This is a genomic window from Klebsiella sp. K5-204, assembly GCF_030128585.1.
GTDB classification, from domain to species: Bacteria; Pseudomonadota; Gammaproteobacteria; order Enterobacterales; family Enterobacteriaceae; genus Klebsiella; species Klebsiella quasipneumoniae.
Window position 1 is genome coordinate 401618 of sequence record NZ_JAKUZS010000003.1, and the last position, 20887, is coordinate 422504.

The 20887-nt window shown below is 59.8% G+C and carries 20 protein-coding genes; 6 read left to right on the forward strand and 14 right to left on the reverse strand.

The annotated features are described in order from the left end of the window. The first annotated feature begins 202 nt into the window (after positions 1-202). On the forward strand, positions 203-496 hold the full coding sequence (locus tag MKR05_RS10635; protein WP_004205627.1) for a SelT/SelW/SelH family protein: 294 nt from the start codon (positions 203-205) through the stop codon (positions 494-496). A gap of 77 nt (positions 497-573) precedes the next feature. Further along, positions 574-915, forward strand: a complete 342-nt coding sequence (locus tag MKR05_RS10640; RefSeq protein ID WP_023290806.1) for a nitrous oxide-stimulated promoter family protein — start codon at positions 574-576, stop codon at positions 913-915. Between the two features lie 60 nt (positions 916-975). Here MKR05_RS10640 and MKR05_RS10645 read toward each other — a convergent pair whose 3' ends face one another. From MKR05_RS10645 to MKR05_RS10685, 9 genes are all read right to left on the reverse strand, one after another. Continuing rightward, positions 976-1830, reverse strand: coding sequence for a metal ABC transporter permease (locus MKR05_RS10645; protein ID WP_048298117.1), 855 nt, complete (start codon positions 1828-1830; stop codon positions 976-978). Beyond that, positions 1824-2672: an iron/manganese ABC transporter permease subunit SitC gene (gene sitC / locus MKR05_RS10650; protein WP_023290804.1), complete on the reverse strand. Its 849-nt coding sequence runs from the start codon at positions 2670-2672 to the stop codon at positions 1824-1826. Before sitC ends, MKR05_RS10645 begins: the two co-directional genes overlap by 7 nt. Then, positions 2669-3490 carry a manganese/iron ABC transporter ATP-binding protein gene (locus MKR05_RS10655; protein WP_048298116.1) on the reverse strand — a complete coding sequence of 274 codons (822 nt, stop codon included), beginning with the start codon at positions 3488-3490 and terminating at the stop codon, positions 2669-2671. The genes sitC and MKR05_RS10655 overlap by 4 nt, the downstream gene beginning before the upstream one ends. Continuing rightward, complete coding sequence (locus MKR05_RS10660) at positions 3487-4404, reverse strand: metal ABC transporter substrate-binding protein (protein ID WP_044524511.1); 918 nt, start codon at positions 4402-4404, stop codon at positions 3487-3489. Before MKR05_RS10660 ends, MKR05_RS10655 begins: the two co-directional genes overlap by 4 nt. Before the next feature lie 182 nt (positions 4405-4586). Continuing rightward, a complete protein-coding gene (locus tag MKR05_RS10665; protein WP_048298115.1) occupies positions 4587-5549 on the reverse strand; it encodes a LacI family DNA-binding transcriptional regulator in 963 nt (320 codons plus the stop codon). 56 nt (positions 5550-5605) lie between these two features. After that, the gene (locus MKR05_RS10670) at positions 5606-6520 is read right to left on the reverse strand and encodes an ROK family protein (RefSeq protein WP_048298114.1); all 915 of its coding nucleotides are present in this window, start codon (positions 6518-6520) and stop codon (positions 5606-5608) included. A gap of 50 nt (positions 6521-6570) precedes the next feature. Then, a complete protein-coding gene (locus MKR05_RS10675) occupies positions 6571-6885 on the reverse strand; it encodes a PTS lactose/cellobiose transporter subunit IIA (RefSeq protein ID WP_002914983.1) in 315 nt (104 codons plus the stop codon). Between the two features lie 23 nt (positions 6886-6908). Further along, positions 6909-8231, reverse strand: coding sequence for a PTS cellobiose transporter subunit IIC (locus MKR05_RS10680; RefSeq protein ID WP_002914981.1), 1323 nt, complete (start codon positions 8229-8231; stop codon positions 6909-6911). 9 nt (positions 8232-8240) lie between these two features. Beyond that, the gene (locus MKR05_RS10685; protein WP_002914979.1) at positions 8241-8555 is read right to left on the reverse strand and encodes a PTS sugar transporter subunit IIB; all 315 of its coding nucleotides are present in this window, start codon (positions 8553-8555) and stop codon (positions 8241-8243) included. A 177-nt stretch (positions 8556-8732) separates the two neighbouring features. Between MKR05_RS10685 and MKR05_RS10690 the strand changes: the two genes are divergently transcribed. From MKR05_RS10690 to MKR05_RS10705, 4 genes are all read left to right on the forward strand, one after another. Beyond that, positions 8733-10004, forward strand: a complete 1272-nt coding sequence (locus MKR05_RS10690) for a PTS sugar transporter subunit IIC (RefSeq protein WP_004151052.1) — start codon at positions 8733-8735, stop codon at positions 10002-10004. 262 nt (positions 10005-10266) lie between these two features. Continuing rightward, the gene (locus MKR05_RS10695; RefSeq protein WP_080820212.1) at positions 10267-11604 is read left to right on the forward strand and encodes a carbohydrate porin; all 1338 of its coding nucleotides are present in this window, start codon (positions 10267-10269) and stop codon (positions 11602-11604) included. A gap of 12 nt (positions 11605-11616) precedes the next feature. Further along, a complete protein-coding gene (locus MKR05_RS10700; RefSeq protein ID WP_284118222.1) occupies positions 11617-13809 on the forward strand; it encodes a CBM35 domain-containing protein in 2193 nt (730 codons plus the stop codon). A 50-nt stretch (positions 13810-13859) separates the two neighbouring features. Beyond that, entirely contained in the window at positions 13860-15260 is a 1401-nt protein-coding gene (locus MKR05_RS10705) for a glycoside hydrolase family 1 protein (RefSeq protein ID WP_048298111.1), read from the forward strand. 53 nt (positions 15261-15313) lie between these two features. On the opposite strand, the gene flhA is transcribed toward MKR05_RS10705, so the two are convergent. The 5 genes from flhA to hypB form a co-directional block, all read right to left on the reverse strand. Beyond that, positions 15314-17386 (reverse strand): formate hydrogenlyase transcriptional activator FlhA, encoded by a 2073-nt coding sequence (gene flhA, locus MKR05_RS10710; RefSeq protein WP_023290801.1) that lies wholly within the window; start codon positions 17384-17386, stop codon positions 15314-15316. Between the two features lie 235 nt (positions 17387-17621). Then, positions 17622-18632 (reverse strand): hydrogenase expression/formation protein HypE, encoded by a 1011-nt coding sequence (gene hypE, locus MKR05_RS10715; RefSeq protein ID WP_044524509.1) that lies wholly within the window; start codon positions 18630-18632, stop codon positions 17622-17624. Further along, positions 18629-19750: a hydrogenase formation protein HypD gene (gene hypD, locus MKR05_RS10720; protein WP_048298110.1), complete on the reverse strand. Its 1122-nt coding sequence runs from the start codon at positions 19748-19750 to the stop codon at positions 18629-18631. The genes hypE and hypD overlap by 4 nt, the downstream gene beginning before the upstream one ends. Beyond that, positions 19750-20022, reverse strand: a complete 273-nt coding sequence (locus MKR05_RS10725; RefSeq protein WP_002914934.1) for a HypC/HybG/HupF family hydrogenase formation chaperone — start codon at positions 20020-20022, stop codon at positions 19750-19752. The genes hypD and MKR05_RS10725 overlap by 1 nt, the downstream gene beginning before the upstream one ends. Then, the gene (gene hypB / locus MKR05_RS10730) at positions 20013-20885 is read right to left on the reverse strand and encodes a hydrogenase nickel incorporation protein HypB (RefSeq protein WP_048298109.1); all 873 of its coding nucleotides are present in this window, start codon (positions 20883-20885) and stop codon (positions 20013-20015) included. Before hypB ends, MKR05_RS10725 begins: the two co-directional genes overlap by 10 nt. Between the last annotated feature and the right edge of the window lie 2 nt (positions 20886-20887).

Sequence of the window (20887 nt, forward strand, 5' to 3'; positions counted from 1 at the left end):
TGATCGTTATTAGTATCGGCTCACGCGTTACTTCCAGAGTTGCAGGTTGCTCCGTCTTTTCCGTTGCGGATAGGGTCTTACTCCATTTGTTGATTGCGAATGGTAATGATAGGTATTATCGTTTGCAACAAAATATTCATGTATTCCTCATTTAAACTGCACTTTGTTTACACTGTGCCCTTTCAGCCTGAGCGAGATGACGATGAATTCAAAAGCGGCTATCACCATCACCTATTGTTCCCAGTGCAACTGGATGCTGCGCGCCAGCTGGATGGCGCAGGAGCTGTTACACACCTTCAGCACCGATATCGCCTCGGTGACGCTGGTGCCGGGCACCGGCGGGATCTTCACTATCGATATCGACGGCCAGCAGATCTGGGAGCGCAAGCAGGATGGCGGCTTTCCGGATGCGGCAGAGCTGAAACGCCGGGTGCGCGATGTCTGCTTCCCGGAAAAAGCATTGGGGCATGTTGATAAACCCGCTAACCCGACCTAATCGTTAGGAAAGCGGCTGCGTGGCCCGTTTAAAAGGTGTATTATTCATGCATCTTTGTGTGGGGAGGAAAGTTGACGGTGGGCAAACGCATCGAACGTGAAAAGCAGACGATCGGTCGGATGATTGGGCTTTATCAGCGCCGCTGTCCGGATGCCCGCGACGACGGCGAACACTATCAGGCGCTGAACGCCTACGCCGACAAGCGGCTTGATAAGTGCGTGTTTGGCGACAATAAACCGGCCTGCAAGCAGTGTCCGGTACACTGCTATCAGCCGGCGAAGCGCGAAGAGATGAAGCAGATTATGCGCTGGGCCGGGCCACGAATGCTCTGGCGCCACCCGATCCTGACCCTTCGCCATCTGCTGGATGACAGGCGGCCAGTGCCGCCGCTGCCGGAAAAATATCGACCGAAAAAATAGCGGCCTTTCCCCGGCCTGGGCTGCGCGCAGCCGGGGGGCAAGCGTAGCCCCGGTAAGGCGTTAACCGCCACCGGGGATGGGTGATGAAGCCTTCTGTTTCTGACTATCCCGGATCGTGCTTGTCACAAAGGCGACCACAAACAGCGCGGTGAACAGCACCACGATAGTCGGCGCCGGCGCGCTATCGAGATAAAACGCCAGCCACACCCCTCCCGCCGAGCAGCAGACCGCTACCGCCACCGCCAGCAGCAGGGCGTGGATAAAGCGCCGTACCAGCAGGAGCGCAATCGCCCCGGGGGCAATCAGCAGCGAAATCGACAGAATAATCCCTACCGACTGCAGCGTCGCGACGATGGTCAGGGCGATCATGCACAGCATGCCGTAGTGCAGCAGTCCGCCGCGCAGGCCGCTGGCTTTGGCCTGCGTCGGATCGAAGGCGTGCAGCAAAAAATCCCGCCATTTCAGCCCGATAATCAGCGCAATCACCAGCGCGATAGCCGCCGTTTGTCCAATATCGCTGAGGGAGATCCCCAGCATGTCGCCGAACAGAATATGGTCGAGATGGACGTCGGACTGGATCGCTACGTACAGCACCAGCCCGGCGCCAAACATGCCGGAGAAGACGATTCCCATGATGGTATCGCGTTTGAGGCGGCTGTTGTCGTCGAGAAAACCGGTCGTCACGGCGCAGAGCAGCCCGGCGATAAACGCGCCGATGGCGAAGGGGATGCCGATAATGTAGGCCAGCACCACGCCGGGAAAGACCGCGTGGCTCATCGCGTCGCCCATCAGCGCCCAGCCTTTGAGCACCAGAAAGACTGACAGCAGCGCGCAGGGCACGGCAACGACCATCGATACTGTTATCGCGTTGACCATAAAAGGAAACTGGAACGGGGCCAGGATCAGATTCAGCATGCGGCCTCCCCGGCGCGGCGGCGGTTGGCCAACAGGCCATGCTTCGGCGCGAAGATAAAGGTGATGAGGAACAGCAGCGTTTGCGCCACCACGATAATGCCGCCGGTGGCGCCGTCGAGGTAGTAACTGAGCCAGGCGCCGAAGAAGCTGGTCAGGCTGCCGATGGCGACGGCGATGGCCAGCAGGCGCGGGAAGCGGTCGGTTAACAGCCAGGCGGTGGCGCCGGGGGTGACCACCAGGCAGATAACCAGAAAGGCGCCGACGGTCTGCAGCGCCGCTACGGTGCAGGCCGCCAGCAGGGTAAAGAACAGCAGCTTCAGGCCGCGGGTGTTCAGACCAATCGAGCGGGCGTGGTGCTCATCGAAGAAGGTCACCATCAGATCTTTCCACTTCAACAGCAGGATCGCCATCGAGATAAAGCCGATCGCCGCCAGCTGGATAATATCCTCCGGGGCGATGGCCAGAATATTGCCGAGGATAATAGTCTGGATATTCACCGACGTCGGGTTCAGCGACACCATAAACAGCCCGATCCCGAAGAAGGAGGAGAAGATCAGGCCGATAATCGCATCCTCTTTCAGCCGCGACCGCTGCTGCAAAAACAGCATACTGCCCGCCGCCAGGCCGCCGGAGAGAAACGCGCCGAGGGCAAACGGCAGACCGAGCATATAGGCCCCGGCGACGCCGGGCACAATCGAGTGGGAAAGGGCGTCGCCAATCAGCGACCAGCCCTTCAGCATCAGGTAGCAGGAGAGAAAGGCGCAGACGCCGCCCACCAGCGCCGCCACCCACATCGCATTGAGCATATAGTGATAGCCAAACGGCTCCAGCAGCCAGCTCATCGTGGGTCTCCCGCCGCGCGCCGGCTGATAAACGGCCGCTCGTCATCGGTGATAATCTGCGTTTCCGCACCGGTGAGCGAGACGTGGCGCAGTACGCCGCTGAAAGCCCGCTCCAGATTCTCGGCGGTGAAGGTGGTTTCTGTCGGGCCGCTGGCCAGCACGGTGCCTTTTACCATCACCGTGTAATCGCAAAATTCACTTACGGACCCGAGATTATGGGTGGAGACCAGCATGGTACAGCCCTCATCGCGGAGCTCGCGCAGCAGGCTGATGATCCGCGCTTCGGTTTGCACATCGACGCCGGTAAAAGGCTCATCCAGCAGGATCACCTGGCCCTGCTGAGCGATGGCGCGGGCAAGGAAGACGCGCTTTTTCTGCCCGCCGGAGAGCTCGCCAATTTGCCGATGGCGGTACTCGCTCATGCCCACGCGGGCCAGCGCGGCATCGACAATCTCGCGATCGCGCGGCTTTGCCCGCCGCAGCCAGCCCATATGGCCGTAGCGGCCCATCATCACCACATCCTCCACCAGCACCGGGAAGGACCAGTCCACCTCTTCCGACTGCGGGACATAGGCGACCAGGTTCTGGCGCAGCGCGCGGTTGACCGGCTGGCCGAGGATGGCGATCTCGCCGTGACCGACGCGCACAAAGCCCATCAGTGCTTTAAACAGTGTGGATTTACCCGAGCCGTTAACCCCCACCAGCGCGGCAATGGAGCCGCGCGGTACGCTGAACGAGGCGTCGCGCAGGGCGGTGTGGCCGTTGCGCCAGGTGACGGTGAGCTGGTCGACATACAGACCCGCTTGCGCAGTATTCATGGCTGTTTCCTCATCCCGTCCTGGATACCGTTGACGATGGTTTCGGTGGTGACGCGCAGCAGGTCGAGCCAGGTCGGCACCGGGCCGTCGGCGGCGCTCAGCGAATCGACATACAGCACGCCGCCGTAGTGGGCGCCGGCTTCGCGCGCCACCTGACGCGCCGGTTTATCGGAGATGGTGCTTTCGCTGAAGATGGTCGGGATCTGTTCTTTCTTCATGGTGTCGATAACCTTGCGCACCTGTTGCGGAGTGCCCTGCTGGTCGGCGTTAATCGGCCACAGATACAGTTCGCGCAGGCCATAGTCGCGGGCCAGATAGGAGAAGGCTCCCTCGCTGGTGACCAGCCAGCGCTTATCCGCCGGCAGCTGCGCCAGTCTGGCCTGCAGCGGCGCCATCGTCTGGCGGATCTTCTCTTTATAGGCCTCGGCGTTGCGGCGATAGGTGTCGGCGTGAGGCGGATCGTATTTCACCAGCGCATCGCGAATATTATCGACATAGATCAGGGCGTTATCTGCCGACATCCAGGCATGGGGATTGGGCTTTCCGCTATAGGGGCCTGCGCTGATGCCCATCGGCTGGATCCCCTCGCTGACCACCACCTCCGGGACGCCCTGCAGGTGCTGATAAAAGCGGGCAAACCACCGTTCGAGATTGAGACCGTTGCTGAGGATCAGCTGCGCCCCCTGCGCGCGTTTGATATCGCCGGGGGTAGGCTGGTAGTCGTGGATCTCCGCGCCCGGTTTGGTGATGGAGCTGACGACGGCGGCATCGCCGGCCACGTTCTGCGCCATATCGGCGATAACCGTGAAGGTGGTGATAACCCTGAATTTCTCCTGCGCCGAGGCCGGCGCCGCGGCCAGCAGGGCCAGCGCGCTGGCCAGCAGCAATGATTTCAGCGGTGTCAGGTGCAGCATAGGATCCCTCGCAATGATGTGGTTAATTTCCCAGCGTTTATAGCCAATGCTATGTTATATAGCACAAGCTATTTACAAATGAAAATAATTCTTATTTGCATGAGTGGGTAATAATGAGCCGGGAAACGAAAGCGATAAGAAAGTGGAGAGATAAGGCTGGCCCGGCGCGAACCGGGCGAAGATCAAGAGATATCGGCGACCGACTGGCGCGGGATCAGGCGGCCAGCCAGCGAGCGGCCCTCGGCGGTGAAGGTTGGCCGGTCGTCAATCAGGCTGCGGATACGCTGAATACAGTTATCCAGCAGCGCCTCCAGTGGCCAGGAGATGCAGGTCAGCGGTGGGTAGAGCAGCGAGGCGAGCGGGGAATCCTCAAGGCTCAGCAGGGAGACCTCCTGCGGGACGGCGATGGTGAATTCGCGCAGCAGGCGCATTGCCTCAGCCGCGTAGCGGTCACGTTTAACGATAATGACTGAGTATTTACTGAAGCTGTTAATTAAGGTCAGCAGCGCCTGTTCGACATCATCGTTGGCCGTCAGCACCAGCTGGCGGTTAAAAGGAATGGAGTAGTTCTGCAGAACGTTGCGGTAGCCTTCCATCATCTGGCGGCTGGCATCGTCGCTATCGCTGTCCACCAGCAGGGCGATGTTGCGGTGTCCCTTGCCAATCACATAGCGGCAGGCGCTTTCAGTGGCGAAGGCGAAGTCATAGCCCTGGCTGTTGCTCCCGGCGACGCCGAAACGGTCAAAGGCGATAACGTTGCGCGGCGCGTCGGCAGCAACGGCGCCCAGCACCACCACCGCCACGCACTGGCGCTGCAGATCGTCGATCGCCGCCGCCTGCTCTACCGGATCGCTGACATACTGGACCAGCAGGCTTTTATTCAGCCCTTTCAGCGCCTGCGAGAGGAGCGGCAGCAGACGCGCGCCGTTGCTCTCGTCCTGCGCGGAAATCACCAGACCAACGTGGCTGGATGTCTGACTGGCGAGGTTTTGCGCGGCAAAGCTCGGGCGATAGTTGAGTTCTTCAACGGCCCGCAGCACAGCTTCCCGGCTCTCTTCGCGCACGCCCCGGGTGCCGGTCAGCACGCGGGAAACCGTCGCTCTTGAGACATTCGCTAATCTTGAAACATCATCAATCGTTGGCATGGCTTTTTCTGTCTGGACATTTTCGCCTAGCTTAACATACCTGCTGAAAAAAGTGTCTACCGTGGCCCGTCCACGGCGCCGGGCAGACGGGGCAGCCAGGCCGCGCCGCGTACGCCGCTGGCGTCGCCGAAGCGGGCCGGTTTGATCTGCGTGCGGCAGCTGTCGGAGAAGATCCACGGCACGATGGCGGCAGGCAGATCGCGATAGATCTGGCTGACGTTGGACAGACCGCCGCCCAGCACAATCACCTGCGGGTCGAGAATATTGATCACCGACGCCAGGCTACGGGCAAAAGCATCGATAAAGTGTCGCCAGTGGGCCAGCGCGCGCGGATCGCCGTTTTGCGCCGCGGCGACAATGGCCTCCGCACGCGCTTGTTCCCCGTAGCGGCGGGCGAAGCCGGTGCCGGAGAGAAAGCTTTCGATGCAGTTCGTTTTGCCGCAGTAGCAGGGCTGCGGCGGGCCATCCCGCTCAGAAGTATAGCCCGGCAGCGGATTATGCCCCCACTCCCCGGCGATAGCGTTGGGACCGCTAAGCAGCTGTTGATGAACGGCGATCCCCCCGCCGCAGCCGGTACCGATAATCACCCCGAAGACGGTGGCGGCCCCGGCGCCGGCGCCATCCACCGCCTCCGAAAGGGTGAAGCAGTCGGCATCGTTTGCCATCCACACCGGCTGGCCAAGCTGCTGCATGATATCCCGGCGCAGATCGTGGCCGTTGAGCACCAGGCAGTTGCAGTTTTTAATGCGTCCGCTTTGCGGATCGATTGCCCCGGGCAGGCCGATCCCCAGAGTGAATGGCTGGGGGCTGACCGCGCGAATATCGGCAATCAGGGTCAGCAACTGACGCATAAAGGCGTCATAGCTATCTTTGTGGGTCGGCCGACGCAGGCGCTGGACGCATTCGCCTGCCGGGTCCAGCAGTACGGCTTCCATTTTGGTGCCGCCAATATCTATTCCAAGATGTAACATAGTGACCTCGGGGATTCAGACCCGGCCAGCACGTCTGGCCGGGCAAGGCGCTAGGCGTGAAGCGGTTGCGCGCGGTAAATCGCAATCAGTTCGGCAATCAGCTCTTTCGCCAGAATGGAGGTCATCAGGTGATCCTGAGCATGGACCATCACCAGCGTCATTTTGGTTTTTCCCTCGCCTTCGTCAGCTTCGATAAGCTGGGTCTGTACAAGGTGAGCTTCGCGGGAATAATGGGCCGCTTCCTGCATTTTGGCGTCGGCGGTGGCGAAATCACCCGCTTTAGCGGCGTGCAGCGCTTCGTAGCACAGGCTACGTGACTGGCCGGCGTTGATGATGATCCCCATCACCTGTTCTTCTAATTCCATGATTATCCTCTGAATCGTTAGCGTTAAGCGGTTTGCGCCGCGTTATCAGCCTGGCCGACGGCGTTTTCACGCTCCTGGGCCAGCAGCTGTTTTTCGTAAGCTTTGAGAAATGGCAGGTACATCACCATGGCGGTGGCCATACAAATGAGGCACAGGATCACTGGGCTAAAGCTCCAGTTCGCCGCCCACGAGGCGCCGATGGGCGCCGGCGTTGTCCACGGCGTCATCGATACTACGCGGCTGACCAGGTCCAGCTTCAGCGCAAAGTACGCCAGGGTCGCGTTGACCATCGGTACCAGCACGAACGGCAGGAAAAACAGCGGATTCATGATGATCGGTGCGCCGAAGAGGATCGGTTCGTTAATATTGAATACCCCCGGCACGACCCCCATCCGGCCAATCGTCCGCAGATGTACGGCCTTGCTGCGCAGCAGCATCAGCGCCAGCGGCAGGGTTGAGCCGACGCCGCCGATCAGCAGATAGTGATCCCAGAAGCCCTGGACATAGATGTGCGGGATAGCGGTGCCAGCGGCCATCGCCGCCTGATTGACCGACAGGTTGGCCATCCAGAAGGGGTTCATGATCCCGGTGACGATCAGCGCGCCGTGGATCCCGGCGAACCACAGCACCTGACAGACCAGCACTGACAACAGAATGGCCGGCAGCGTATCGGAAGCCGCGACCAGCGGTTTGACCAGCGACATGATCGCTTCCGGAATGATCATCCCCAGCTGAGCCTCGATAAACAGGTTCAGCGGATGCAGCGTCAGAATGATCGCCAGCACCGGGATCAGGATCTCGAACGAGCGCGCCACCCCGGCAGGCACTTCCGGCGGCAGACGAATGGTGATGTTATGCCGCTTGAGGAAGGCGTACAGCTCGGTGGAATAGATGGCCACCAGAATGGCGGTGAATATCCCCTGACCGGAGAAGTAGGCAGTAGAGATCTGGCCATCTTTCAGCGGCGCGGCTACCAGCAGAAACGACATCAGCGACAGCATCCCGGCGGTCAGCGAGTCCAGGTGATGGTGCTTGGCGAGGCTGGCGGCGATCCCGACGGCAATGAACAGGGTCATCACCCCCATGCTGAAGTTGAACGGCAGCATCAGCGCATCGCGATGATCGAGCGAAAATTGCAGCCAGGCGCGGGCAAAGCCCCACGTCGTATCCGGAGAAAACGGCGGAAAGATAAATACCAGCAAAAACGAGCCTACGATCATAAAGGGCAGGGCGGTAATAAAACCGTCGCGGATCGAGGTGACGTATTTTTGCTGGCCGATCGCCCCCGCCATAGGCGTGATCTGCCGTTCGATCACATCGATCAGTTTAGCGTACAGAGAGCTCATGTTCTTTCCTTAGTTCTTGTTTTCAATGAGGGAAAGGGCGAAATCGAGGACCGCGGCGCCTTTTTGCATGCCGTAGTCCATCATATTGATGGGTTCGACGCGGATACCGTATTTATCCGCCTGTTTTTGCAGATCCTGCTGCATGTATTTCACCTGCGGCCCCAGCAGCACCACCTGATAATGGCCAACCTGTTCGGCGAACTCCGCTACGCCATAGGCATTGATCTCTACCGGCAGGCCCCGCTGTTCGGCTTCGGCAATCATTTTTTTCATCAGCAGGCTGGTGGACATGCCTGCCGAACAACACAACATAATTTTTTTCATAAGTACCGCTCCTGATGAGATTGGATGTGCGGACTATAGTCAAAATGGATGCATTACGGAAAGCGCTTTCCATTTGTGGATTTATTAATTGTGACCATGATCACCTATGGCAGGCTTTCACTTTCCGGTGTTGTGGGCGATCATCCCGGCGAGACAACCATTCGCAAAGGTAGGAGTATGAACATTCAGTTAATGAATGTGGCCGTGGATATCATCGAGCAGCGGCTGGCGCCGCTGGCGAATGTTCTGACGCGCAACAACCACATTACGGCGATGCGCGATAGCTTTGCGCTGGCAATGCCCTTTGTGATTGTTGGCAGCCTGTTGGTGCCCATTTTGTTTCCGCCCGTTTCCATCGACGGCGCCTCGCGTTTCGGCCAGGTCTATTTGCTGCTGCGGCCTATCCTGCTGCCGACCTTTCAGCTAACCATTGGCCTGGTGGCGCTGATTGTCGCCTTCGGCGCCAGCGCCAGTCTCGCCAAGCAGTACCGTCTGCCGGAACGGCTCTGCGGTTTAACCGGGTGTCTGGCTTTTCTGCTGTTTATCGGCTTTCGCGAGACTGCGGTGAGCAACGTTTATCTCGGCGGTATGGGGATATTTACCGCCCTGATATCCAGTACCTATTCCATTGAGATAATTCGTTTTTTCTACAAAAAAGGCTGGTGTATCCGCCTGCCTGATGAAGTGCCGCTGATGACTCGCAATGGCTTTCAACTGCTGATCCCGCTGCTGGTGGTGATGCTGTCGATAAGCGTGATGAATGCCATACTGCTGCAGACCACCGGACGCATCGTACCGGAGTTAATCAGCGAAGCGGTGCGGCCGCTGGTGCTGGCGTCCGACACGCTGATGGCGGTACTGATCTCTTTATTTATCTGTAACTTACTCTGGTTTATCGGTATCCACGGCGCGCTGATCATCACCGGGATTATGAACCCCTTCTGGATGACCTATCTGTTTGAAAATCAGCAGGCGCTGGCGGCGGGTTCGCCAACGCTGCCGCATATTTATCTGCAGGGGTTCTGGGATTTTTACCTGCTGATCGGCGGTATCGGCTCCACTTTGCCGCTGGTGCTGATGGCGATGCGCAGCCGCTCGCGGCAGCTGAAAAGCGTGGCAAAAATTGGCCTGCTGCCGTCGCTGTTTAATATCAACGAGCCAATACTGTTTGGTTTTCCGGTAATCATGAACCCGGTTTTTTTACTGCCGTTTCTCTTTGTTCCGCTGATAAATGCCTGTATCGCATGGTATTTAACTCAGCTGGGTATCCTCGACCGCGCGGTGGCGATGCTGCCATGGTCGATGCCTTCCCCGCTGGGGGCGGCATGGTCGGCGAACGGCAGCTGGAAAAATTTGTGCATGAGCCTGTTCGCGATGTTTAACGCCTGGATGCTCTATCGCCCCTTCTTTAAAGTGTACGAACGCCAGCTCGCGGAAACCGAGCGCTGACCCCCTCACCGTCGGGGGCTTATCCTCCGACGGCACCTGTTCACTTTCTCTTTCTTCCGCTCTGCTGCCGGCTTCCGGCGGCATTCTTGTTATTTTATGTGATCAGTCTCACGAATATATTCGTCGCAGAGCGAATTTTGTGAACCAGATAGGCAATTATGGAAAGCGCTTTCCAATATAGGATGTACATTTCCATTTTTGATCCGTAAATTTCCCCTCCGTTATCGGTTCGTGTTAACAAACATAACGTGGGAAAAAAATAATGATAAAGCTGAAACATTCAATACCTCTGGCTCTCCTCGCGCTGGCAGGGGCCAGCAGCCTGGCCTGCGCCGATCCGAAGTATGATTTTGCGCTGCATGGCTATATCCGCTCCGGGATCCTGGCGAACTCCGATGGCAACCGCGCGGACTCCGTCGGCCTGATGCCGGACGGTAAGTGGCGACTGGGCAACGAAGAAGACACCAAGATCGAACTGATCCCCACCGTGACGCTGACGGCGGACAGCGGCGTGGTGGCGAAAGTGCAGGCCAACCTCACTCACCAGTCGAAATGCACCTCCGACTGGAACTGTCAGGATGACGATGGCCATGACGTACAGTTTCGTGAAGGGTTCGCCGAGCTGAGCAATCTGGATTTTGCGCCGGAGATGACCTTCTGGGCCGGTAAGCGCTACAGCAGCTCCAACACCTCCAGCCATCAGTTCGACTGGGAGTACATTCAGTACAACGGCACCGGCGGCGGCTTCGACAACATGGATCTCGGCTTCGCCCGCTTCGACGCCGGGGTCTACGCCTTTTCACCCACCGATGAAACCAAAGCCTACCCGGTGGATAAGGGAGATCAGGGCTACCCGGATGACTACTCTCTCAACCTGTGGCTGAAAAAGATCGCCGGGACAGGCTTCGATCTGGAGCTGATCGGCCACCACATGAACCGTAATGAAAAGCATCCGACTTCCGCCGAGAAAGGCTATGGCGTGACCGGTATTTATAACTTTGACGGTTTCTATGGCCTCACTGGAGGCTATTCCCGCCTCGCGTTGCAGTACGGCAAAGGGCTGGCGGCGGGCGACTCGCTGGGTAAAAACGGCTGGGGCTGGGCCAATCTGGAAAACACCCAGTCCTGGCGGGTGGTGCTGGATAGCGTGGCCTCGATGGGCGATCTGGAGATCTCCACCTTCGCTTTCTGGCAGAAGGATAAAAACTACCGCTGGTGGACGGAAGACGACAATGGCTGGGGACGCTCGATGTGGGTCGCCGGTATCCGCCCTTATCATCAGATCACCCGCAACTTTGCCATGCAGTACGAGCTGGGCTACGAATACCTGGATGATAAAAACTACAAAGGGGTCAATGGCAAAGGCAAAGGCGGCCTGACCAAAGTCACCGTTGCGCCAACCCTGACCTTTGACTCCGGCTTCTGGGCGCGCCCGCAGCTGCGCTTCTTCGTCACCTACGCGAAGTGGGATAAAGGCGTCTCCGATGCGCTGGACGGCAACTACGACTGGGATACCAATACCATCACCGCCGGCGGGTATTCCCGCAGTGGCTCTACCGACACCGTTAACTTCGGCGTACAGGCCGAGGTCTGGTTCTAAGGAGAGACAACGATGAAGCCGATGAAAAACCTGCTGCTGATGGGGCTGCTGTCCGCGCTGGGGGCCGGCGGGGCGCTGGCCGCCGAGCGCTCGAACTTTACGCACTTTATCACTCGCGACGGCGCCACCCTCAAGGACGGCGACAAGGTGTTTCGTTTCGCCGGGATCCACGCGCCGGAGCTGCACCGCATTGAAGACGACGCCCGCGGCCCCTGCAGAGCAGACCCGCGCGGCTGGGGACAATACTTTAAATGGCCAACGGCGCAGGAGCAGCAAAACTGGATCCAGGCGATGGTGCAAACCGGGGCGAAAGCCCAGCGCGTCTACGTGCTGTCGGTGCAGCAGGAATTTGATAAAGCCTGCCGGCGCGAGACCCATATTCTGGCGCCGGAAACGGCGGACGGCATGCCGCAGCTGAATGAGAAAGCCATGCGGGTGTATGACAACATGATTGCCGAAGCGGATAAACAGGGATTGCGACTGATCCTGCCGTTTATTGACCACTGGTGGTGGTGGGGCGGGCGTGAGCAGCTGGCGGCGTTCTACCACGAAAAAGCAGAAGACTTTTATCGGACCGATAGCAAGACCTTCAAAGCCTATCTGGATGTGATCCGCCAGGTTATCACCCGGACAAATACCGTCACCGGCCGCGCCTATTATGATGAAAAGGCGATCATGGCCTGGGAAACCGGTAACGAGCTGGAGGATACCAACGCCGATTTCCTGCATCAGACCGCGGCGTGGATTAAAAAATGGGCCCCTCATCAGCTGGTGGTGGATGGCACCTATAAGAAAATCAATTCCTTTGCGCTGACCGACCCCAATGTGGATATCGTCAGCAATCACTATTACACCAATGCCGATAATAACCATCCCGGGCAGGTGACGCAGGATCTGCGCGCCGTCGGCGGGCAAAAAGTCTATCTCGTCGGCGAGTTTGGCCTGCTGCCGGCGGATCAACTGAACGCCATTATGCAGTCGATCGTTCACAGCGACGTCAACGGGGCGCAAGCCGCCGGCGGGCTTATCTGGGGCTTCCGCGGCCATCGTCACGACGGCGGCTTCTACTGGCATAAGGAGTCGACCGGGCACTACAGTTACCACCTGCCGGGGTTTGCCAAAGAAGGCGAAGCGAACCAGGAGCAGGCGGTGGTCGATCTGGTGCGCACGGCCGCGGCGCAGATGGCCGGACAGCAGACGATGGCGCCGCTGCCGAAGCCGGACGCGCCTTTGCTGCGCGAGACCACCTCGCCCTTCGCGATCAACTGGATGGGAGCCGCGGTGGGACGCAGCTACGATGTCGAACGCGCTGGCTCGCCGACCGGGCCGTGGACGGTGGTGGGCCGGGATATCTCCGATGGCGTTAACGAATGGAATCCGGAAACCATGGTTCTGTTCCGCGACGATTATCGTCAGCTCCAGCTCGGGCATACGTACTACTACCGGGTGACGGCGAAAAACGAGAGCGGTCGTTCGGCCCCTTCCAATGTGATTAGCGTGCAGCATAGCGAGGAGAATCAGCCGCCGTTTATCGCGCTGGAACCCGCCTTAACCACCACTCAGGACCAGGGCGTCGAGCTTACGGCCAGCTGGCAGGATGATGGCCTGCCGTCGCGAGAGGTTAAGGTGGGCTGGCAGCACGCCGGTGAGGGACAGGTGCATTTCTGTCATGCCGATCGGGCTCAAACCCGGGCCTGGTTTACGACGCCAGGTACCTATGCGCTGACGTTCACTGCCGACGATGGGCTGCTGAAAAGCAGCAAAACCGTGACCGTGACGGTGGGCGAAGCGACGGGGAAAGCGCCAGCGGATTTTTGTCGTTATTACGGCGAAGTTTATGGCGTGGCTGAGGGTCGGCTGACGGTGATGAAGAGTGATAAAGACGCGCTGACAGTTGGCGAGGACGGCTTCCTCGGCCCATTTGCCAACGAGGGGGATAAGATCAGCTGGCAGGTGCAGGCGCCGTGGAGCGGTCAGTTCCTGCTCAATGTAACCTTCAACGGCAAATGGGGCGGTAAGCAGAACTCCTTTGTCGTCAACGGGGGCGCTCCGCAGGCCGTGGCCTTCCCGCAGACGGATGAGCAGGGCCAGCAGCTGCGGATACCGGTGACGCTTAACGCGGGGACTAATCAGATTGACTTCGGCCGCTTCGCCGGCGACTGGGGCTATATGTTCATTAAATCGATCGAAGTGGTCGCTGAGTAGTACGTTCAGGCTGCGCCAGACGGGCGCAGCCTTTTTTCGAAGGAGAGGTTATGCAGCAATATCAGTTTCCGCAAGGGTTTCTATGGGGGGCGGCGGCGTCCGGCCCGCAAACGGAAGGGGTCACCAATAAGCGCCATCGTTCCATCTGGGACAGTTGGTTTGCCGAACAGCCGGAGCGATTTTATCAGCAGGTAGGGCCGCAAACCGTATGTGATACTTATCATCAGTATCCGCAGGACGTGGCGCTAATGAAACAGACCGGCTTCAACTCGTTTCGCACCTCAATTCAGTGGTCACGACTGATCGCGGATTTGGAAACCGGCGCGCCGGACCCGGACGCGGTGCGTTTTTATCACGCCTATCTCGATGAGATGATCGCCAACGGCATTGAGCCGATGATCAATCTCTACCACTTTGATATGCCGGAAGCGCTGCAGAAACAGTACGGCGGCTTTGAATCGGCGCACGTGGCCGAGCTGTTTGCCCGCTTTGCCCGCACCGCCTTTAGCCTGTTTGGCCATAAGGTTAAATACTGGATAACCTTCAACGAGCCGATTGTGCCGGTTGAGGGGGGCTACCTGTACGACTTCCACTATCCGTGTAAGAAAGATGGCCGGCTGGCGGCGCAGGTGGCGTTTAACATTATGCTGGCGCACGCCAAAGCGGTAACGGCTTATCGTGAACTGGCGCTGGCGGGCGAGATCGGCGTGGTGCTCAACCTGACCCCGAGCTATACCCTCACCGACAGCGACGCGGATAAAAAAGCCGCCGGGTATGCCGACCTGTTTTTTAACCGCAGCTTCCTTGACCCGCTGGTAAAACATGAATTCCCCAAAGCGCTGTGCGAGATCCTCGCCGCCCACGACTGCCTGCCGACGACCAGCAAAGACGACGTGGCGTTGATCCTCAGCGCGGATATCGATTTTCTTGGGGTGAACTATTACGTGCCGCGGCGGGTAAAAGCGCGTGAGGGCGAATATGATCTCGATTATTTCACCCCGGAATACTATTTCGAAAACGCGGTGAACCCGCAGGGCCGCTTTAACCCCTATCGTGATAACAACGAGATCCTGCCGCAGGCTATTTATGACATTGCCGCCAATATTCGCGAAAACTACGGCAATATTAAGTGGTATCTCGCGGAAATCGGCATCGCGATGGATCGAGAATCAGAGGGAGAGCCCGGGGCGGACGGGGTGATAGACGATAATTTTCGCATACAGCTGATGGAGGAGCATCTGGTGCAACTGCACCGCGCCATTGCCGACGGCGCGAACTGCTTTGGCGTACACCAGTGGACGTTTATCGACAACTGGTCGTGGATCAATGCCTTCAAACGGCGCTACGGCTTCTGGCGACTGGATCTGGAGACCGGCGAGCGACATATAAAACGCAATGCGCTGTGGTTTGCCGAACTGGCGACCAGCAACGGTTTTACCAGCGACAAATAGCGCGCTTCGCCAGCGCTCCCTCTTACCGGCGCGCAAAGAGGGAGCGCGCGAGGCTACACCAGCTCGTCTTTATTAATGCCCAGCCGCTTCATGCGCGACAGGAGCGTGGTGCGCTTCAGCCCCAGCCGCTGGGCGGCGCCCTTCGGCCCGGCCACCACGCCGTTGCTCTCCTTCAGCACCCGGACGATCAGCTGATATTCATCTTCGCCTTCCTCAGGCAGGACCTCTGGCGACCGCGGAGGCTCGACGATATCCCGCTCCGGCAGGGAGAGCTGCAGTACGTTGCCGCGGGTGAGTAACACCGCCCGTTCGATGACGTTTTCCAGCTCGCGCACGTTGCCCGGCCACTCCATGCGCGTCAGGGTGCGCAGGGTCTCCGCCGGAATGCTGTCGATATTGCGTCCCATGCGGCGGGCGATTTTGAAGGTAAAGGCCTTCACCAGCAGCGGGATATCGTCGGGACGCTCGCGCAGCGGCGGCAGGTGGATCGGGAACACGTTGAGCCGGTAGTAGAGGTCGCTGCGAAATTCCCTGTCGATAACCATCTGCTTGAGATCGCGGTTGGTGGCGGCGATCAGTCGGACGTCGGTCTGGATCAGCTTGTTGCTCCCCAGGCGCTCGAACTCCTGCTCCTGGAGAACGCGCAGCAGCTTGGGCTGCAGCTCCAACGGCATATCGCCCACTTCATCAAGGAACAGGGAGCTTTTGTCCGCCAGTTCGAAGCGGCCGATACGCTGGGCGCTGGCCCCGGTGAAGGCTCCGCGTTCGTGGCCGAACAGATCGCTCTCCAGCAGTCCGGCGGGCATCGCGGCGCAGTTCATCTTCACCATCCGCCGACTGTTTCGTCCGCTGAGGTTATGAATGGCGCGGGCGATAAGCTCTTTGCCGGTGCCGGTTTCGCCGAGGATCAGCACGGTGCTGTCGCTGTGGGCCACCATCTCGACCTGCTTGAGCACATTGTTCATCGCCTCGCTGCGGCCGATGATCTCCCCGAATTCGCTCTCGACATTGTTGAGCTGCTCGGTGAGGGCGAGGTTCTCATCCACCAGTCGCTCTTTCAGGCGCTGAATTTCACGGTAGGCGAGGGCGTTATCGATAGCGATCGACACCCGCTCGGCGATCTGGCGCAGCAGCTTGAGATTGGTAGTGGTAAACACCTGTTCGTCGCATTGCGCCAGCTTCAGCACCCCGAGGAGGGTGTTGCCGGACATCAGCGGCAGCAGGCACAGGGTCTGGATCTTGTTGCCCCACATTTCGAAGAGCATCTTCTCGTACGGCGCGAGGGTGTCATGCTCGTGCAGATTAAGCAGCAGCATCTCTTTGCTTTTGAACACGCGCTCGGTGAGGGTGCCCGCTTCATCTACCTCGCTCTGGTCGTGAACCGGATGGCTGGCATCGAGATAGTGTGTGGAATAGATGTTGAGCTTCCCTTTGCGGTTGCTGCGCAGCACCACGCTGATGGCGTCGATCCGGAAGTAGCGATGGATCTCTTTCGCCACCTCGCTGACCAGCTCGTCGATATCCAGACGTGAGAGGACCGCGTTGGTGATCGCCACCAGAATGCGGAAGTTGTCGCGCTCGTGGCACAGCAGATCGTAATCGACGTTATTGCTGACCCGGTTCTGAATCTGCTCGCTGACGACGGCGACGATCTGCGCGAAGGTATGCAGCCGCTGGAACTCTTTCTCGCTCCATGGCCGGTTGTCACGGCGCAGAAATTCGCAACCGCCGAAGATCCGCCCGTCGGCCGCCAGCGGCAGCAGCGAGTAGTACCCGAACGGGCGATAGATCCCGCTGCGGATAAGCTGCGGCCAGGTGTCGGCAAAGGTCTCATGATCGCAATGCAGAGCATCCGGCCGGGAGAGTAAGCGGCGCACCGGTCCGTGGGCGAGCACGGTTTCATCTTCATAGCTCACCGGCTGGCCTGCCTCATCGCAGGCGTATCTGGCCGCACGGTGGTTGCCTGCATTCCACAGGATAATGGCCGCTTCGTCGGCCAGTGCGGACTGTTGCACCAGGCGGGTCAGGGTTTCGCTCAGCGCAGCCAGATCGGGCTGCTGTAATAAAAGCCGGGTGATATCAAACAGACCCTGCTGGCCGAGATCGCTCATCGGTGTATACGACATGGCTTACATCCAAAACGCGCCGGCAACGCGGCGCATAAGAAAATGATGGTACAAATAATAGTATGTTAATAAAGCGGTTATTGCCGCTTTAACCCATCCGTGGGCGCCCGCTGGTTTGGGCGGGATAATCATGCTGGCTTTTCCCGGCTCGCGCTGCGCTTAGCCAGGCTACATGTGCGCGCCGTGTTGTAGCCTGGATAAGGCGCCAGCCGCTATCCGGGACCCGACGCCGTGGTTAACAAATTCTCGGCAGCGGCTCGGCGTGGGGAAGATCGAGCGTCCGCTTCACGCCGTACAGCCCGACGGAACGCACGCCCGGGCGGGCGACCACCTCGCCGATTATCGCCGCCTCGCGTCCCAGGGCGTGAGACCGTATATGCGCCAGCACGTTTTTCGCTTCTTCGCGGGCGACGGCGATCACCAGCTTGCCTTCATTGGCGAAGTTCAGGGCGTCCAGCCCGAGCAGCTCGCAGACTCCGCGCACGGTGTCGTTGACCGGCAGCTTCGCCTCGTGCAGTTCAATGCCGCAGCCGCTGGCGGCGGCGAACTCATGGGCGACGGCGTTGACGCCGCCGCGGGTGGCGTCGCGCAGGGCTTTGACGCCGCGCAGCGGCCGCAGGGTTTGGATCAGCGGCGTCAGCACCGCGCAGTCGCTGGACAGCGCGCCGTCGAGCCCCATCTGCTCGCGCAGATTAAGGATGGTGGCGCCATGATCCCCCAGCGTGCCGCTGACCAGCAGCACATCGCCGGCGCTGATCTGCTGCGTCCCCCAGCGAACGTCTGCCGGGATGGCGCCGATGCCGGCGGTGTTAATAAACAGCTTATCCGCCGCGCCGCGCGGTACCACTTTGGTGTCGCCGGTGACGATGGCGATCCCTGCCGCCCGGGCGGTATCGGCCATGCTGGCGACCACCGCTTCCAGGGTAGCCATCTCCAGCCCCTCTTCGAGAATAAACCCGCAGGAAAGATAGCGGGGGATGGCGCCGCTGACCGCCACATCGTTGGCGGTACCGCAGACGGCCAGCTTGCCGATATTGCCGCCGGGAAAGAACAGCGGGTCAATCACATAGCTGTCGGTGGAGAAGGCGAGACGATCCCCCTGGGCGGCAAGCGCCGCCAGATCGAGACGCGCCTGATCTTCCTGCTCCGCCAGCCAGGGGTTGGCGAAAGCCTGCATAAACAGGTCGCCGATCAGCTGCTGCATTGCCTGACCGCCGCTACCGTGGGCTAACTGGACGCTTTTCATGCTTCATATTCCTGACTGCGATATTGATACCAGGCGGCGCAGGCCCCTTCCGAGGAGACCATCAGCGCGCCAAAGGCGCTTTGCGGATTGCAGGTGCTGGCGAAGAGCGGGCACTGGTGCGGTTTACAGCGGCCGGTCAACACCTCGCCGCAGCGGGCGCGCGGGTCGTCGCACACGCGCTGCGGCGCCGGGCGGAAATGGGCCTCGGCATCGAAGCGCTGATAGGCCGGCGTGAGGTGCACGCCGGAGTCGCTGATGACCCCCAGACCGCGCCATTCGCTGTCGCCATCAAGGCAAAACACGTCGGCCATCGCCGCCTGCGCCAGCGGGTTGCCGGCATCCGGCACTACGCGGCGGTACTGATTTTCCACCTCGCTACGCTGCGCTATTGTCTGCTCAACCAGCATCACCGCGCCTTGCAGTAGATCAAGAGGTTCGAAACCGGCGACCACTAACGGGCGATGATAGTCGCTGGCGATAAAGCTGTAGGCTTCGGTGCCGATCACCATACTGACGTGGCCGGGGGCGAGAAAGGCGTCGATACCGTTGTCAGGCTGATCCAGCAGACTGCGCAGGGTCGGCAGCAGGGTGATGTGCTGGCAGAAAAAGAAGAAGTTATCGACGTTGCGCTCCCGCGCCTGACGCAGGGTGAGGGCGGTGGCGGGCATGGTGGTTTCGAAACCGAGACCGAAAAAGACCACTTCACGCTGCGGGTTTTGCTGCGCCAGCCGCAGGGCGTCCATCGGCGAATAAACGATGCGGACATCGGCGCCGCGGGCTTTCGCCTGCAGCAGTGAGCCGTTTTTGCCCGGTACGCGCATGGCGTCGCCGAAGGTACAGAAGATAACCCCCGGACGACTGGCAATCTCAATGCAGGCGTCGATGCGCCCCATCGGCAGGACGCACACCGGGCAGCCGGGCCCATGAATAAATTCGATATTCTCCGGCAACAGCTGGTCGAGACCGAACTTAAAAATGGCATGGGTATGACCGCCGCAGACCTCCATGATGCGCAGCGGTCGCGCGGCGGTGTGCGGCAGCAGATGGGCACGCTGCTGAAGATGGGCCACCAACTGCATGACCTGCTCAGGGGCGCGGTATTCGTCAACGTAACGCATTATCGCTCCTCGCCGTACAGCAGGGCGCCGACGTCCGGCTCTACGTCAAACATATTTTGCAGCGCTTCGAGAGTGTCGCGGGCTTCGGCTTCATTAATCACGCTCATGGCGAACCCGACGTGCACCAGCACCCACTGGCCGAGACGCGGCTGGCCCTGCTCGTCAACGGCGCCCACCAGCGTCAAGTCGACGTCGCGCTGAATGCCGCAGACTTCCACCTTCGCCAGCACGCCGTCGATGGCGCAAATTTGTCCCGGAATGCCTATGCACATTGCTGCGTCTCCAGCCAGGTGAGCCACTGATCCATGCCTTCGCCGCTGGTGGCGGAGAGGAGGATAATGTCAATATGCGGATTGACCTCGCGGGCGCAGGCCAGGCACTTCTCGACGTCGAAATTGAGATACGGCAGCAGGTCGACCTTGTTGAGCAGCATCAGGCTGGCGGCGGCGAACATATGCGGATACTTCAGCGGCTTGTCTTCGCCTTCCGTGACCGACAGCACCGCCACCTTATGGCGTTCGCCGAGATCAAAGCTCGCCGGGCAGACCAGGTTACCGACGTTTTCAATAAACAGAATACCGTGGTCAGCCAGCGGCAGGCGCGGGGCGGCGTCGGCGATCATCTGGGCGTCGAGATGGCAGCCTTTCCCTGTGTTGACCTGAATCGCCGGGGTGCCGGTGGCGCGAATGCGGGCGGCGTCATTGACCGTTTGCTGGTCGCCTTCAATCACCGCGCAGTCGGCACGCCCTTTCAGCCGGGTGAGGGTTTCGGTGAGCAGGGTGGTTTTGCCGGAGCCGGGGCTGGAAACCAGATTCAGCACCAGCTGCTGCTTCGCCGCAAAGCGCGCGCGGTTGCGCGCCGCCAGACGGTTGTTTTTATCCAGCACGTCGATTTCCACTTCCAGCATGCGCCGCTGGCTCTGGCCCGGGGCGTGAGTCCCCGCTTCGCCATGGCCGTAATGCAGATCGCCCTCCGTCGTGCGGGTGGGGGCGAAGTGGTCGGTTTTTACGCCGGTGATGGTCATCGTCTGGCGTGGGGCGGGCGCGAAGGGGGCGCTGCGGAACGCGGAATGCGGGTTTCGTTCGTCTCCTTCAATATAGAGGTTGCCTTCTCCACAGCCGCATGTTGTACACATAA